The organism is Caballeronia sp. LZ035, from assembly GCF_031451175.1.
Classification (GTDB): domain Bacteria; phylum Pseudomonadota; class Gammaproteobacteria; order Burkholderiales; family Burkholderiaceae; genus Caballeronia.
Genome location: NZ_JARUXS010000001.1, coordinates 1,313,913 through 1,329,304, shown reverse-complemented (window position 1 = coordinate 1,329,304; position 15,392 = coordinate 1,313,913). Strand labels below are relative to the sequence as shown.

Annotated in this window: 16 protein-coding genes; 9 read left to right on the top strand and 7 right to left on the bottom strand. The window is 64.1% G+C overall.

The genetic code is table 11. The features are described from left to right. From QCE88_RS06285 to QCE88_RS06275, 3 genes are all read right to left on the bottom strand, one after another. A partial coding sequence (locus tag QCE88_RS06285) for a CorA family divalent cation transporter (RefSeq protein ID WP_309900173.1) occupies positions 1-1,035 on the bottom strand: 1,035 nt, incomplete at its 3' end. Positions 1,036-1,256: 221 nt separating this feature from the next. Next, positions 1,257-1,553: a hypothetical protein gene (locus QCE88_RS06280; RefSeq protein WP_309900171.1), complete on the bottom strand. Its 297-nt coding sequence runs from the start codon at positions 1,551-1,553 to the stop codon at positions 1,257-1,259. A gap of 112 nt (positions 1,554-1,665) precedes the next feature. Next, entirely contained in the window at positions 1,666-2,970 is a 1,305-nt protein-coding gene (locus QCE88_RS06275; RefSeq protein WP_309900169.1) for a lactonase family protein, read from the bottom strand. Between the two features lie 221 nt (positions 2,971-3,191). Here QCE88_RS06275 and QCE88_RS06270 point away from each other — a divergent pair, with 221 nt between their 5' ends. Further along, entirely contained in the window at positions 3,192-3,344 is a 153-nt protein-coding gene (locus QCE88_RS06270) for a DUF3096 domain-containing protein (RefSeq protein WP_309831382.1), read from the top strand. 116 nt (positions 3,345-3,460) lie between these two features. Here the strand turns inward: QCE88_RS06270 and QCE88_RS06265 are convergent, their stop codons facing one another. Beyond that, positions 3,461-3,709 (bottom strand): hypothetical protein, encoded by a 249-nt coding sequence (locus tag QCE88_RS06265; protein ID WP_309900167.1) that lies wholly within the window; start codon positions 3,707-3,709, stop codon positions 3,461-3,463. A gap of 480 nt (positions 3,710-4,189) precedes the next feature. On the opposite strand from QCE88_RS06265, the gene QCE88_RS06260 reads away from it, so the two are divergent. Next, complete coding sequence (locus QCE88_RS06260) at positions 4,190-6,064, top strand: glycoside hydrolase family 15 protein (RefSeq protein WP_309900165.1); 1,875 nt, start codon at positions 4,190-4,192, stop codon at positions 6,062-6,064. A gap of 386 nt (positions 6,065-6,450) precedes the next feature. After that, positions 6,451-7,722: a polyhydroxyalkanoate depolymerase gene (locus QCE88_RS06255; RefSeq protein WP_309900163.1), complete on the top strand. Its 1,272-nt coding sequence runs from the start codon at positions 6,451-6,453 to the stop codon at positions 7,720-7,722. A 96-nt stretch (positions 7,723-7,818) separates the two neighbouring features. Here the strand turns inward: QCE88_RS06255 and QCE88_RS06250 are convergent, their stop codons facing one another. Continuing rightward, complete coding sequence (locus QCE88_RS06250) at positions 7,819-8,451, bottom strand: TetR/AcrR family transcriptional regulator (protein WP_309900160.1); 633 nt, start codon at positions 8,449-8,451, stop codon at positions 7,819-7,821. Between the two features lie 388 nt (positions 8,452-8,839). Between QCE88_RS06250 and rsxB the strand changes: the two genes are divergently transcribed. The 3 genes from rsxB to QCE88_RS06235 all read left to right on the top strand — a co-directional run bounded on the left by rsxB (position 8,840) and on the right by QCE88_RS06235 (position 10,863). Further along, entirely contained in the window at positions 8,840-9,685 is an 846-nt protein-coding gene (rsxB, locus tag QCE88_RS06245) for an electron transport complex subunit RsxB (protein ID WP_309900159.1), read from the top strand. 16 nt (positions 9,686-9,701) lie between these two features. Continuing rightward, a complete protein-coding gene (gene nth / locus QCE88_RS06240) occupies positions 9,702-10,346 on the top strand; it encodes an endonuclease III (RefSeq protein ID WP_309900156.1) in 645 nt (214 codons plus the stop codon). A gap of 85 nt (positions 10,347-10,431) precedes the next feature. Then, positions 10,432-10,863 (top strand): DUF1841 family protein, encoded by a 432-nt coding sequence (locus QCE88_RS06235; protein WP_309900154.1) that lies wholly within the window; start codon positions 10,432-10,434, stop codon positions 10,861-10,863. 81 nt (positions 10,864-10,944) lie between these two features. On the opposite strand, the gene QCE88_RS06230 is transcribed toward QCE88_RS06235, so the two are convergent. After that, the gene (locus QCE88_RS06230; protein WP_409018051.1) at positions 10,945-11,319 is read right to left on the bottom strand and encodes a c-type cytochrome; all 375 of its coding nucleotides are present in this window, start codon (positions 11,317-11,319) and stop codon (positions 10,945-10,947) included. A 42-nt stretch (positions 11,320-11,361) separates the two neighbouring features. Then, on the bottom strand, positions 11,362-11,727 hold the full coding sequence (locus QCE88_RS06225; RefSeq protein WP_309900152.1) for a c-type cytochrome: 366 nt from the start codon (positions 11,725-11,727) through the stop codon (positions 11,362-11,364). A gap of 397 nt (positions 11,728-12,124) precedes the next feature. On the opposite strand from QCE88_RS06225, the gene QCE88_RS06220 reads away from it, so the two are divergent. From QCE88_RS06220 to QCE88_RS06210, 3 genes are read left to right on the top strand one after another with little or no spacing between them, the layout of a single operon-like run. Then, a complete protein-coding gene (locus QCE88_RS06220) occupies positions 12,125-12,967 on the top strand; it encodes a MoxR family ATPase (RefSeq protein WP_309900150.1) in 843 nt (280 codons plus the stop codon). A gap of 18 nt (positions 12,968-12,985) precedes the next feature. Continuing rightward, positions 12,986-14,161 (top strand): VWA domain-containing protein, encoded by a 1,176-nt coding sequence (locus QCE88_RS06215; RefSeq protein ID WP_309900148.1) that lies wholly within the window; start codon positions 12,986-12,988, stop codon positions 14,159-14,161. A gap of 29 nt (positions 14,162-14,190) precedes the next feature. Further along, positions 14,191-15,387 (top strand): benzoate/H(+) symporter BenE family transporter, encoded by a 1,197-nt coding sequence (locus tag QCE88_RS06210; protein WP_309900146.1) that lies wholly within the window; start codon positions 14,191-14,193, stop codon positions 15,385-15,387. Positions 15,388-15,392 lie beyond the last annotated feature (5 nt).

Sequence of the window (15,392 nt, the reverse complement as noted above, 5' to 3'; positions counted from 1 at the left end):
CATCACGCCGACCACGACCCAGAACGACGCCGGGTCCTTCGTGCCCGGCAGCCCCGCCACGTTCATGCCGAAGATGCCCGTCACGAGCGTGGCCGGCAACAGCAAGGCCGACATGATCGCCAGCCACAGCAGCTTGCGGTTGATGTCCTCGGAGAGCGCCGCTGCAATCTCGTCCTGCAGCAGCTTGGCGCGCTCGTAAAGTCCTTCGAGGCCGCCGCCCAGACCGTTCAGCACCTGGATGGCCTGCACCAGCGCTTCCATCGAACGCGGCTCGGCCCATTCGAGCCGGCGCAGCACGAGCTGGGTCAGCGCGTTGCGCTCCGGATCGATGAAGCGCTTGACCTCCACGATGCGCCGCCGCACATCGCCCAGCAACGCGCGGCAGCGTGAATGCCCGCCTTCGAGCACGGTTTCCTCGACATCGTCGAGACAGTCGCCGAGTTCGTCGATACGGTCCGCGAATGTATCGTTCAACGCGCGGATCAGGCCTGCGAAAAGGTCCACTGGGTCGCGGAATGTCGTGCCTTCCAGCAGCGCGTGGCGCAGGCGATCGGTGGATTGCAACGGCCGCGCGCGCACCGTGATCATCCGGTGCCGGTCGACGTAGAAACGCAGCGCGCCGGTCGCGCGGTTCGCCTCGCGCGCGTCGGGTGCGGCTGAAGCGGGCGCGGGGGCATTGAGCGTCTTCGCGACGAGTTCGAGATCCGCCACGACGCCGTACATGAAGTTCGTGCCGATATGCACGCGCGGGCGCTTGTCTTCGCCGTTCAGGAACTCGCGCGCCACGTCCGGCATCGATGCGACGCCTTCGAGCCAGCCTTCGACCGTGTCGTCGTTGGCGGACAGATGCAGCCACGTCATGTTCTCGCCGACGATCGACGCACGCGCCTCGTCCCAGGTCAGCCGCAGCGCCTGGCCGCCGGTGAAGCGAAACGCCGTGATGAAACCCGGCGGCGCCGACGCGTCGCGCTTTTCGCCGGGGTTGTGAGGGTCCGCTGCGCGGTCGCGCGCTTCGATCGGTCGGGTTGTATTCAAGATGCTTTCCCTGCTGTTGCCTTGCGGCTGTATCACGCGAGGCTTTCGCTGCGTACAGACCGAAGAATGGCGTTGCGTCGCATCGTACTAGAACGCGTGGCGTCCCCGGAAGAACGAGACGTCGCCGTCGTCGAGGCCGGGGATTCGTGGGATGACCGTCGCCATGACGGATGCGCGCCGGTGACGCACCGAACCCACCGAAGGCGAGCGGCGACGGCAGGTCATGCGCCATGCGCGCGGTCACGCCCCACCCGCCTCTCCGCCGCCAAGCCGCGCGGCGCCGGCTTCGCGGTCCACTGGCGCGCATGACCGCCAATCGGCTCGATGTCGTGATGCGAATCGGAGAACGTGAAGGCGAAGGCGATGTCCTCGTTGCCGTCGGCGCCGATCCAGTGCTTGCCCAGGCCCCCGCCGGATTCAGCTCTCGGCGGTTGTCGAAGCCATCGATATGCCAGCCATGAGCCGTCGCGTAGAGGTCCCCGGTGCCGTCGTGCGCGAGGCGCGTTAGCCGCTCGCACGCCAACGCCATCCAGTCGCGAACACCGCACACAGCATCAACCGCCATGAGCGCCGTGAGCAGGTTTTGCTTCATCGCCGTCAGCATGCGAGCGGCACCCGCCCCAGTCCCATTCAGGAAGGCGAAACGAACTTGAAATCGACCGGTGAGCCGATCGACAGCCGCTTCGGATCCGACGCAAGCTCGCCTGTCTGCGGATCGCGGCGGTAGAAGTACACGCTGTCGCTTTCCTGATTGCCGACGACGAGCCATCGCCCGGTCGGATCGATCGCGAATTCGCGCGGCGTCTTGCCGAGCGTCGGATAACGGTGCATTAGCTTCAATTGGCCGTTGGCCGGATCGACCGAGAACGCGACCAGTTCGTTCGCGTCGCCACGATTGGTCGCATACAGGAAGCGTCCGTCCGGCGAGAGATGCAACGCCCCGCCGCCAATCTTGCCCCGGAAGCCCGACGCGAACATCGGCACGCTTTGCGTCTGTGTGAGCTTGCCGTCGCGGTAGTCGAACACCAGCACCGACGCGCTCAGCTCCGTGGTCAGATAGGCGTGCCGGCCGCTGGCGTCGAACACCAGATGGCGCGGGCCGGAGCCGGGCTTGATCGGCATGTAGCGCGCTTCCGTCGGGCCGAACAGGCCGCGGCTGCTCGCGGCCGGATCTGGCGTATAGCGATAGGAAAACACCTTGTCGACGCCCAGATCCTGGGCGAACAGATACTTGCCATCAGGCGAAAACACGGTGGAGTGAACGTGCGAATCGTCCTGACGGCCCTTCACCGGACCGCTGCCCTCGTGATGCACGGTCAGGACGGAGGTGCCCACGTGGCCATCGGCGGCCAGCGGAAACACTGCAAAGCTGCCGCCCGGATTCGACGCGACCGAGTAGTTGGCTGTCAGCAGATACTTGCCGTCGGGCGAGATCGTGAGATAGCACGGATCGTTGCCTTCCGATGAGACCCGGTTGAGAAAGCTCAACTGTCCGCTCGCGCGATCGAAGCGAAACGCGCTGATGCCGCCGCGCTGCGAGGCCGGACCGTTATCGCCGGGCAATTCGTTCACGGCGTACACGTAATTCCTGTCGCGGCTCACGACGAGATACGACGGATTTACCGTCTGCGCGGAGGCGATGCGCGACAGTTCGCCGTTGGCCGTATCGAAACGATAGACGTAAATGCCTTCGCTCTTGCCGCCGGCCGTATAGGTGCCGATGAGCAGATCGAAGACCTGCGCCCCGGCCGCGTTGCCCGCCGCACCGCTCATGGAGGCCGGCGCGGCGGGCGTTTGCGCGAAGCTCTGCGCCGCCGCCAGCGACAGCATCAGCGCGATCCCGCGCACCCAGGCCACCGGCCTCCGGCGCGTCAGGCGCGCGTCTTGCAAGGTGCGGGGGAACGTGGTGACGCCGCCGAATGGGCTCGAATGCATGAAACCTCCTCTTCGTCTTTTTGCTGCGTGTTGTTCAGGGGGCGATGCGCGACCGGGCCCGACGCGGGCCTCGCATGGCCGACGACGTGCGGGAGCAAGTTCTGCTCCAAAGGCGCCCAAGGCTCATGACGGGTTCAGGACTTCATGAAGACAGTGTCGAGTCCAAGATACACCACGCACGACGGGCCAACCGATTCGAACCAACAACAGGAGTTGCCGCCATGAACGTTCATCTCGCCCTGGGACCGCTGGTTTCGCTGATCGCCGGGATCCTGATTCTCATCATGCCGCGACTGTTGAATTTCATTGTCGCAATCTATCTGATCGTCATTGGGCTGATTGGCCTGTTCGGCATGGGCTCGACGCATTTCTGAGCTCAGCGGCGCACACAGCTACGGACGCGCGAAAGCGGATGCGCGGCTCACGCCGTGCACCCGCGTCAGAAGTGTTCGCGGTTGAAGAATCCCGACTGAAGCGTGCCGCGAGAAGCTCAGCCGTTGGCGAGCCGATCCAGCCGCAGCCGCCCTTGCAACGACAATGCGCCCACCGATACCCCGCTCACGTCGAAGGTGTAGCGGCTGAAGCAGCCGCGTTCGGTGAGAAAGGCGGCGGCGGTTTCCATGGCGTTACGCGACAAACCCAGATGCCGATGATCGAGCGTGAGCAGCGCTTGCGCGTGCGTCATGTCGCTGGCGGCGGAAAGGACGGCGATGCAATCGGCTTTCGACGGATAGAGCATGGAATTCCGTTCCTCGAAAACGCTACGGTGGAGACAGGCCCACTGCGCATGGCGTGGCGGCAATGAGCAGGACCGATCAGACAGGACAGATGAAACACAAAAGAAAGACATGTGAAAGCAGCTTATCGTTCCGCGCCCATGAATTAGCGCTGCTACCTTTCACGAAGCTTTATTCTAAACATCAGTCCAATGACGGATCAATGGCGCGAACGGCGCAAGATCCGTCTTTTTCCGCCAGAACGGCGCGGCATGCAGTCGCATGTCCGAGGCCACACAACACGCTGTCAGATGGCGCGTTTCCCTGCCCACATCGAACGATTGCGGCAGAATGCGGCCAGAAGGCATGCACGCGGCGCGATTCAGCACCTCTATCCGATGGCGCCGCGCTTCGCCCAGGACGCGCAGCGTCCCGGATCCCTGGCTCAACCCACGGCGCGCGTCGACGCATGACGCACGCCGCAAGCAGGAAGATGTTCGCTTATGCCCGCTTTGATTGAAGACTACGCCATGGTCGGCGACGGCCACACGGCAGCCCTGATCTCACGCGACGGTTCGGTCGACTGGCTCTGCTGGCCGCGCTTCGACTCCGCCGCCTGTTTCGCCGCGTTGCTCGGCACGCCCGAGCATGGCCGCTGGCTTCTCGCCCCCGACATGCCCGATGATCGAACGCCCGTCATCACGCGGCGCTATCGCGGCGACACACTGGTGCTCGAAACCGACTTCGAGACACCCGACGGCGCGGTGACAGTCATCGACTTCATGCCCTTGCGCAATGGCCATTCGGAACTCGTGCGCATCGTCGTCGGACGGCGCGGCACGGTGCGCATGAAGATGGAACTGGTGCTGCGCTTCGACTATGGCTCCGCCGTGCCGTGGGTCAGCCGTCTGCCCGACGACAGCGGCATCCGCGCGATCGCCGGTCCCGATCTCGCCGTGCTGCGCACGCCGGTGGATCTCGTCGGCGAGAACATGCGCACGACCGCGAGCTTCGAGATCAGCCCGGGCGAACGCGTGCCCTTCTCGCTGTGCTATTCGCAATCGCACCTGCGTCTGCCGCCCGCACACGATCCTCATACCCAGCTCGCCCGCACCGAAAACCACTGGAGCGAGTGGTCCGGCCAGAGCGAACTCACCGGCCAGTTCGCGCCGGCAATCCGCCGCTCGCTCATCACGCTCAAGGCGCTGGCCTACGAGCCGACCGGCGGCATCGTCGCGGCGCCCACGACCTCGCTGCCGGAGCAGCTGGGCGGTACGCGCAACTGGGACTATCGCTACTGCTGGCTGCGCGACGCGACCATCACCCTGCTCGCGATGATGCGCGGCGGCTACTACGACGAAGCCCGCGCCTGGCGCGCCTGGCTGGGCCGCGTGATGGCCGGGTCGCCGGCGCAGATCCAGATCATGTACGGCATCGCGGGCGAGCGCCGCCTGCCCGAGTGGGAGGTTCCCTGGCTGCCGGGCTACGAGGGCGCGGCGCCGGTGCGTATCGGCAACGGCGCGGTGAATCAGTTGCAGCTCGATGTCTACGGCGAAGTGATGAACGCGCTGCACCTCGCACGCGTGGGCGGGCTGCAAAGCGACGAAACCGCCTGGTCGATCCAGTGCGCGATGCTCCAGCATCTCGACACCGTCTGGCAGGAACCCGACGAAGGCATCTGGGAAGTGCGCGGCGGTCGTCAGCACTTCACTTTCTCGAAGGTGATGGCGTGGGTGGCGTACGATCGCGCGATCAAGTCGGCGGAAACCTTCGAGCTGCCGGGCCCGATCGATCACTGGCGCGACATGCGCTCCCGCATCCGTGCCGAGGTGCTGAAGAAGAGCTGGAACCCGAAGCTCAACTCCTTCACGCAGGCTTATGGCAGCGAAGCGCTCGACGCGAACCTTCTGTTGATCCCGTTATTGGGTTTCCTGCCGCCAAAAGACCCGCGAGTAATCGGCACCGTACATGCGATCGAGACGACTTTGACGCACGATGGTCTCGTCAAGCGGTATCACACGACCGAAGTCGAGGATGGCTTGCCGCCGGGGGAAGGCACGTTTTTGGCTTGTAGCTTCTGGCTGGTGGACAACCTGGCGTTGCAGGGCCGGATCGACGAGGCGCACGCGATGTTCGAGCGTCTCGTGGGCCTGGCCAACGATGTCGGCCTGCTGGCAGAGGAATACGACACCGTGGCGAAGCGCATGGTCGGGAATTTCCCGCAAGCCTTTACCCACGTGGCGTTGGTGCACACCGGGATGAACCTGATGCGGCACGAAGAGGAGATGGCAAAGGCGACCGGCCAGCCATCCGGCTCCGAAGGTCACGCGGAAGACGCGGCGCAAGCGGCGATCGATGCGGCCTCGGGTGAGTCCTAAATGCTTGTTTTTGCTGGCGAGAATAATGCTCGGACGGTAATATTGGTGCAACGCACAAAACGTATCCTGTTTTAAGTAAAGTCTGAAGTGTTGTGTAAAAGCCGGCAGTTTCGACCGACCGATTGAATCGAACGCCCATTACCCGGAAAATCCTGCGCTCAAGATCAAAGAGCCAGCCGTCGTTAAGTGCAAAGAGCATCGCTTCCTGGTGATTTGCTTGGGAAGCGGCAGTGATCGCAGGAAGACAGTGCCTCGGCCGTGCGGCTTCAGCCCGCCGCGCAGCCGGGGATCATCCAGTACCGTTGAACGTCGTCGCCGGGCCGTGCTTTTTCGGGTCGCAGGCATCAACGGGCGTACCGGTTCCGACCGGAGTTACCGGGGCAACCATGCTCTATCAAATTCACGAATTCCAGCGAGCCGTGCTGTCTCCCCTCACAGCATGGGCTCAGGCCGCATCGAAGTCCTTCGTCAACCCGGCCAGCCCGCTCGCCTACGTGCCCGGCTCCACGCGCTTCGCCGCCGCCTACGAACTGCTCTACCGGCTGGGCAAGGATTACGAAAAACCGGAGTTCGAGCTGCACCAGATCGTCAAGGACGGTCACAACATTCCCATCGTCGAACAGACGGTGATCGAGAAGCCGTTCTGCCGGCTGCTGCGCTTCAAGCGCTTCGCCGACGACAGCGCCACCGTCACCAAGCTGAAGAACGAACCCATCGTGCTGGTGTGCGCGCCGCTGTCCGGCCATCACTCCACGCTGCTGCGCGACACGGTGAAAACCCTGCTTCAGGATCACAAGGTCTACATCACCGACTGGCTCGACGCCCGCATGGTGCCGATCGAAAACGGCCCGTTCCATCTGGACGACTACGTCGAGTACATCCAGGAGTTCATCCGTCATATCGGCGCGAAGGACCTGCATGTGATCTCGGTCTGCCAGCCGACGGTGCCCGTGCTCGCCGCCATTTCGCTGATGGCGAGCCGCGGTGAAGACACGCCGCGCACCATGACCATGATGGGCGGCCCGATCGACGCGCGCCGCAGCCCCACTTCGGTCAACTCGCTGGCGAATGAGCATTCCTACGAATGGTTCGACAACAACGTCATCTATACGGTGCCGGCGAACTATCCGGGTGTGGGCCGCAAGGTCTATCCGGGCTTCCTGCAGCACGCGGGCTTTGTCGCGATGAATCCGGAGCGGCATCTGACCGCCCACTGGGACTTCTATCAGAATCTTCTGCGCGGCGACGACGACGATGCCGAGCAACATCGCCGCTTCTACGACGAATACAACGCCGTGCTGGACATGGCCGCCGAGTATTACCTCGAGACCATCCGCATCGTGTTCCAGGAGTTCCGGCTCGCGGAAGGCACGTGGGAGGTAAACGGCGAGATGGTGCGTCCGCAGGACATCAAGCACACGGCGCTGTTCACCATCGAGGGCGAGCTGGACGATATCTCCGGCAGCGGTCAGACGCGCGCCGCGCATGACCTGTGTACTGGCCTCCCTGCGAAGCACAAGCGCCATTTCACGGCGGAGAAGGCTGGCCACTATGGCATCTTCTCGGGCCGCCGCTGGCGCACGATGGTGTATCCGCAACTGCGCGAGTTCATCCTCGAACACGACAAGCAGCCGAAGAGCGAAGCCGTGCCCGCCTGAGGTCTGTCTGCTCTGCTCGGCTTTCAGCGCAGCACCAACGAAAACGTCGCGCCCCTCTCAGGGCGCGACGTTTTGTTTTCTGCGGGGCATGCGCCTTCAGCGCCGCGTCAGATATGCCAGCAACAGTTCGGTATTCATGCGCACGATCTGCTCGCGCTGATGGGCTTCGTTGAAGTCGAGTCCAAAAGTCGCTTCGAGCGTGAAGCGGTTCGACACGATGTAATAACCGAGACCCGACAGCGTGACATAGAACCGGAGCGGATCGACGTCATTACGGAACAACCCGGCTTTCTGGCCGCGTTCGAGAATGGCGGTCAGCGTCGTGACGATGGGCGAGATGAGCTCGCGGATCCGGTTCGATCCCTTGATGTAGCGCGCCTCGTGCAGGTTCTCGTTATTGATGAGACGCAGCAGTTCCGGATGGTCGCGGTAGTAATCCCAGACGAAATGCGCGAGACGCGTCATGGCTTCGATGGGCGCGACGCCATCCAGTTCGAGCGTGCGCTCGGCTTCGACGAGCGCGGCCAGCGCATGCTCCAGTACCGCCGTGAACAGCTGCTCCTTGCTGCCGAAGTAGTAATAGAGCATGCGTTCATTGGTTTCGGCCCGGCGCGCGATCTGGTCGACGCGTGCGCCGAACAGGCCACCGGCTGCAAACTCCTCCGCGGCGGCAAGCAGGATACGGCGCCGGGTGCCTTCAGGATCTCTTTTGATTTTCGGCTGATTCATGGTGGCATGATTCGGGAGCCGCGTTGCCGGATGAGCGTCACGCAGCCCGAGAAGGGACGCATGACGTGAACGGGCGCGCCAAGGTGATTGGGGAACACCGTCCTGCGGTCAAACGAAAGCGATTTGATTATGCGCATATCGAAGAACGTTGGCAATTGGGATTGAAAGCCAGCCGTCACCGCTCCGCCGACTTCGGCGATAATGACGGACAAAATCGGTCACGCGCCCGCTGACGGGACGCGTGATCCCCCACATGCAACCGGCCTGGAACAGGCAGCGTGCGAGCTGCTTCGAATCAACAGCGCCTTTGGCGCCCTCGAAGCATTCGGCCCGCGCGGCGACGTCCGCATCCACGCTGCGCCATTCCCCAGCATCAAAGCACTTCCCCGTGACCGCAACCGTTTCCAGGACGCTCGCCGAGCGCATCGAAGACCTGCTGCCGCAGACGCAATGCACCAAGTGCGGCTACCCGGCGTGCCGGCCTTATGCCGAAGCCATCGCCGCCGGCGAGGCAAACCTCAACCAGTGCCCGCCGGGCGGCGCCGAAGGCATTGCGCGCATCGCGACGCTGCTCGGCAAGCCCGTGATCCCGCTCGACACGACGCATGGCATCGAACGGCCGCGGCCGGTGGCCGTCATCGACGAAAGCGTGTGCATCGGCTGCACGTTGTGCATGCAGGCCTGTCCGGTCGATGCCATCGTCGGCGCGGCGAAACAGATGCATACGGTCATCACGGAACTGTGTACGGGCTGCGATCTGTGCGTGCCGCCCTGCCCGGTCGATTGCATCGCGATGATCCCCGTCACCGGCACGCGCACGGGCTGGGACGCCTGGAGCCAGCCCGAAGCCGACGCGGCCCGCACGCGTCACGACCGTCGCGCGACGCGTCTGGAGCGCGAGCGCGCGGCCGCCGAAGCGAAGGCGAACGCGCGGCAGGCATCGCGCATGGCGCAGCCGGCGGAGGCAAGCGCTGCGACATCGACGCCGCAGCCCGCATCGCCCGCCCCGGCCGATGACCCCGAAGCAAAGAAACGCGCGATCATCCAGGCCGCGCTGGACCGTGCGCGCAAGAAGAAAGAAGAGATGGCGAAGCTGGGCGCGGGGCCGAAGAACACAGACCACGTGAGCCCCGCGGTGCAGGCGCAGATCGACGCGGCCGACGCACGCCGCCGCCGTCTCGGCCTGAAAGAAGACAACACGCCTACGCCGCACGATCCCGATAAACCCGCGTGAACCCGGACCTCGACCCATGAACGCCAGGAAGCGCCACGCGATCTTCGAAACACTGCAGAGCCTGAATCCGCATCCGGTCACCGAGCTCGAATACACGACGCCTTTCGAGCTGCTGATCGCCGTGATGCTCTCCGCGCAGGCCACCGACGTCTCCGTCAACAAGGCGATGCGCAAGATGTTTCCGCTCGCGAATACGCCGGCGGCCGTGCTGGCGCTCGGTGAGGAAGGCGTGACCGGGCATATCCGCACGATCGGGCTTTATCGCACGAAAGCGAAGAACGTGATCGCGACGTGCCGAATTCTCATCGATCAATACGGCGGCGACGTGCCCGACAACCGCGAGGCGCTCGAAGCGCTGCCGGGCGTCGGCAGGAAAACGGCCAATGTCGTGCTGAACATTGCGTTCGGACAGCCGACCATCGCTGTCGACACGCATATCTTCCGCGTCGCCAATCGCACCGGTCTTGCGCCTGGCAAGGACGTGCGCGCGGTGGAAACCGCGCTCGAGAAGTTCACGCCGAACGAATTCCTGCACGACGCGCACCACTGGCTGATCCTGCACGGCCGCTACGTCTGCAAGGCGCGCGTGCCCGAGTGCTGGCATTGCGTGATCGAGCCGCTGTGTGAGTACCGTCCGAAGACGCCCGCGCCGGTTGAGTGAAGCCGGGTTCGAGCGGCTCCAAGCCTCGCGGGCGTACAATATCGGGCCAGCAGAATCCGCAAACCCGCAATCGAATCAGCACCTTATGTTCAATCCCAGCCGCGACGAAGTTCGCCAGTTCTTCACCGACGCCTGGCGCAAGGAGCGCGCCGGCGAGATCCTGACGCCGCTCGAAAGCATGGCCGCCGACTGGATCAGCGAGCATCCGGAATATCAGGACGCCTTGGCCCATCCCGAAGCACGCGACGCCGATTATTCGCCCGATCGCGGCCAGACCAACCCGTTCCTGCATCTGTCGATGCATCTCGCCATCAGCGAACAATTGTCCATCGACCAGCCGCCGGGCATCCGGCGCGCGCATGACAAACTGGTCGCGCGCCTCGGTTCGCCGCACGACGCGCAGCACGCAATCATGGACTGTCTCGGCCAGGTCATCTGGGAGGCGCAGCGTTCGAACACACCGCCCGATACCGACGCCTATCTCGCGCTGATCGAACGGCGCGCCTCGCGCGACTGACGCGCGCCAGGCAGCGCAACCACACCAAATGAAACACCCCGCATGTGCGGGGTGTCGATCGAACCATCAAAGCTTGAGCGCTTACTTCTTCAGCACGAGACTGCCGTCGAGCGACTCGATATAAGCCGCGAGATCCTTCAGATCGCTCGGCGAGAGGCTCTGCACCTGCGCCGACATGATGGCGTTGTTGCGGCCGAAGTTCGGATTGTTGCCGCCGATCTGATACTGACGCAGCGCCCAGTAGATATACGTGGCGTGCTGGCCCGCGAGCCGCGGATACTCTCCGCTCACCGGCTTGTTCAGACCGGGGCCGTGGCAGGCCGCGCAATTGTGGCTGTCGGACAGCGCTTTACCGTTGCTGATGTCGGCCGCGTGCGCGGTGCCGAGCGCTGCCATGCCAACCAGCGCCGCCGCGCATGCTGCCTTGATGCTGCGAAGTGCCTTCGAGGGCTTCATGAATTCTCCTTCCCGTTGTCGCTTTGCGGTGTCACGCGCGGATTACTTGTCGGGATTGTTCTTTGATTGGGGAGTCTGCGCGGCGTAGTACGCGGCGATATCGGCGATGTCCTGATCCGACAGCGTGGTCGCGATGGCGCGCATCGTGTCGAAATGACGGTCGCCCTTCTTGTAGGCATGCAGCGCGTTGGCAATGTACTGCGCGTTCTGGCCGCCCAGCATTGGCACTTCGTAGACTTCGGGGTACGCGGTGCGATAGCCGGGGATGCCGTGGCAGCCGATGCACATCGCAACCTTGCCCTCTGCGGCCTTCGCGTTACCGACGACGTCGGCCGACGCCTGGGTCGCGAAGCCGGCGAGACCGGACAGCGCTGCAATCACGGCACATGTGCCGACAAAATTGTTCATAGCTCTTCTAACCTGGCTTGAGGGGAAATCCGGCGCTCACAAGGCCGCGGCCCGCGCCGAGCGCATACAACCTTCTCGGGACTGTTTGCTGCTTCAGGGTCTGGCGCCACGCAGGCCAAAAAAATCGCGCTAATTGTACCGCGCGACCTACCCTCCGTCCACACGCGCACCCTCTCGCAGCCTTGCTGGCAAGGGGAATCGCCTGAAAAGGACCGCGCTTCGCTGCGACAATTCGTCCCTGTACAAGCAACGAGCCCGCCTGCGTGCTCGTTCCGGACCCGCCTCGGCGAAGCGGCGAATCCATGCGTGAAGCGGCTCACACGATACCCGGCGGCCCCCGATGCCGAAAGGGCTTCTGACTTATACTGGGATTTTTTTCTCCGACCGGATCTTCGTCATGCGTTTCGAGGGCTCATCGCAGTACGTCGCAACCGACGATCTCAAGCTCGCGGTGAACGCCGCGATGACGCTGCAACGGCCGCTGCTGATCAAGGGCGAACCCGGCACCGGCAAGACCATGCTGGCCGAGGAAGTGGCCGGCGCGCTCGGCATGCCGCTCCTGCAATGGCACATCAAGTCCACGACGAAGGCCCAGCAGGGTCTGTACGAATACGACGCCGTCTCGCGCCTGCGTGACTCGCAGCTCGGCGACGAGCGCGTGAAGGACATCCGCAACTACATCGTCAAGGGCGTGCTGTGGCAGGCCTTCGAGTCCGACCAGCCGAGCGTGTTGCTGATCGATGAAATCGACAAGGCCGATATCGAATTCCCGAACGATCTGCTGCGCGAACTCGACCGCATGGAGTTCTACGTCTACGAGACGCGCGAGCTGATCCAGGCGAAGCAGCGCCCGCTCGTCATCATCACGTCGAACAACGAGAAGGAACTGCCCGACGCGTTCCTGCGCCGCTGCTTCTTTCACTACATCCGCTTCCCCGATGCCGAAACGATGAAGGCCATCGTCGAGGTGCATTTTCCGACCATCCGCGAGGATCTGCTCGCCGCGGCCATGCAGAGCTTCTTCGAACTGCGCCAGGTGTCCGGCTTGAAGAAGAAGCCGTCCACGTCCGAACTGCTCGACTGGCTGCGCCTCCTGCTCGCCGAAGACATCGCGCCCGAGGCGCTGCGCTCGGCCGACGACAAGCAGATCGTGCCGCCGCTGCACGGCGCGTTGCTCAAGAACGAACAGGATGTCGCGCTGTTCGAGCGGCTCCTGTTCATGAACCGCAATCATCGTTGAGCCGATGGTGAGCGCGCCATGCTGATCGACTTCTTCTATTCGCTGCGCGACGCGAAGCTGCCCGTCTCGGTGAAGGAATACCTGACGCTGCTCGAGGCGCTGAAGGCGCAGGTGATCGCGCCGTCGCTCGACGAGTTCTACTTCCTCGCGCGCATGACGCTCGTGAAGGACGAGAAGTACTTCGACAAGTTCGATCGCGCGTTCGGCACGTACTTCCACGGGCTCGCGCAACTGCCCGACGAAGCCTTCGACATTCCGCTCGACTGGCTGAAGAAGCGGCTCGATCGCGAGTTCACCGCCGAGGAAAAGAAGCGCATCGAGGCGCTAGGCGGTCTCGACAAGCTGATGGAGCGTCTCAAGGCCCTGCTCGATGAACAGAAGGAACGTCATGAAGGCGGCAGCAAGTGGATCGGCACCGGCGGCACGTCGCCGTTCGGACATGGCGGCTATAACCCGGAAGGGATTCGCATTGGCGGGGAATCGTCGGGGAACCGCACGGCGGTGAAGGTGTGGGACGAGCGCGCCTATCAGGACTACGACGACCAGGTCGAGATCGGCACGCGCAACATCAAGGTCGCGCTGCGGCGCTTGCGGCGCTTCGCGCGCGAAGGCGCGGCCGAAGAACTGGATCTCCCCGACACCATCCGCAGCACCGCCGCGAACGCCGGCTGGCTCGACATCAAGATGGTGCCCGAGCGGCACAACAACGTGAAGGTGCTGATGCTGCTCGACGTCGGCGGCTCGATGGACGACCACATCAAGCGCGTCGAAGAGCTGTTCTCGGCGGCCAAGGCCGAGTTCAAGCATCTCGAGTTCTATTACTTCCACAACTGCGTGTACGACTATCTGTGGAAGCACAACCGGCGCCGTCATCAGGAACGCACGCCGACGCTCGACGTGATACACAAGTTCACGTCGGACTACAAGCTGATCTTCGTCGGCGATGCCACCATGAGCCCGTACGAAGTATTGCAGCCGGGCGGCTCGGTCGAATACAACAACGCCGAAGCGGGCGCCGTGTGGCTGCGCAGGCTCGCCGACCAGTTCCCGCATCACGCGTGGCTCAACCCCGAGCCCGAGCGCCTGTGGGAATACCGCCAGTCGATCGGTGCGATCCGCCAGATCCTTGGCAACCGCATGTACGGCCTCACGATGTCCGGCCTCGAAAGCGCCATGCGGGCGCTGTCGAAATAATTTCATAGAAAGCAAAAAGCAGAACCACCATGAAAGCCCCGTCAGCGGCGCCCGTCGCGCTGCGCCCGTTGTTCGACTCGTCCCTGTCCACCATCGTCGCCGGCTTCGTCGCGATGATGACGGGCTATACCAGTTCGCTCGTGCTGATGTTCCAGGCCGGCCAGGCCGCGCATCTCAGCGATGCGCAGATCTCGTCGTGGATCTGGGCGCTGTCCATCGGCATGGCGGTGTGCACCATCGGCCTGTCGCTGCGTTACCGCGCGCCGATCGTCATCGCCTGGTCCACGCCGGGCGCCGCGTTACTCGTCTCCTCGCTGCCGAACGTCCCGTATGCGGAAGCGATCGGCGCGTTCGTCGTGTGCGCCGCGCTGCTGACTGCCGTCGGCCTGACCGGCTGGTTCGATACGCTGATGAAGCGCATCCCCGGCGGCATCGCGGCGGCGCTGCTGGCGGGCATCCTGTTCGAGATCGGCATCGAGATCTTTCACGCCGCGCAGGCGCAGACGCCGCTCGTGCTCGTCATGTTCTTCACCTATCTCGCCGGCAAGCGCCTCGCGCCACGCTACGCGATTCCCGCGACGCTCAGCGCGGGCGTGGTCATGGCGGGCGCGCTCGGGCTGCTCGATTTCTCGCGCTTTCACGTCGCGCTCGCGCATCCCGTCTTCACGATGCCCGTGTTCTCCGTGTCGGCGGCGATCAGCATCGGCATTCCGCTGTTCGTCGTCGCGATGGCCTCGCAGAACGTGCCCGGCATCGCCGTCCTGCGTGCCGATGGCTACACTACGCCGTCCGCGCCGCTCATCTCGGCGACGGGTTTCGCTTCGCTGCTGCTCGCGCCGTTCGGTTCGCACGGCGTGAACCTCGCTGCGATCACCGCCGCCATCTGTACCGGCCGCGAGGCCCACGAGGACCGCAACCGGCGCTACACGGCGGCGGTGTGGTGCGGCGTGTTCTATCTGCTCGCCGGCGTGTTCGGCGCGACCATCGCCGCGTTGTTCGCGTCGTTTCCGAAGGCGCTGGTCGTCTCGGTCGCCGCGCTCGCGTTGTTCGGCTCGATCATGAGCGGTCTCACGAACGCGATGCAGGATCCGCGTCAGCGCGAACCGGCGCTCGTCACCTTCATGACGACGGCGTCAGGACTCACGCTGCTGTCGATCGGACCGGCGTTCTGGGGGCTGATCGCGGGCCTGGCGACGCATCTGGTGCTCAACGCCCGGCGCGCCTGATTCGT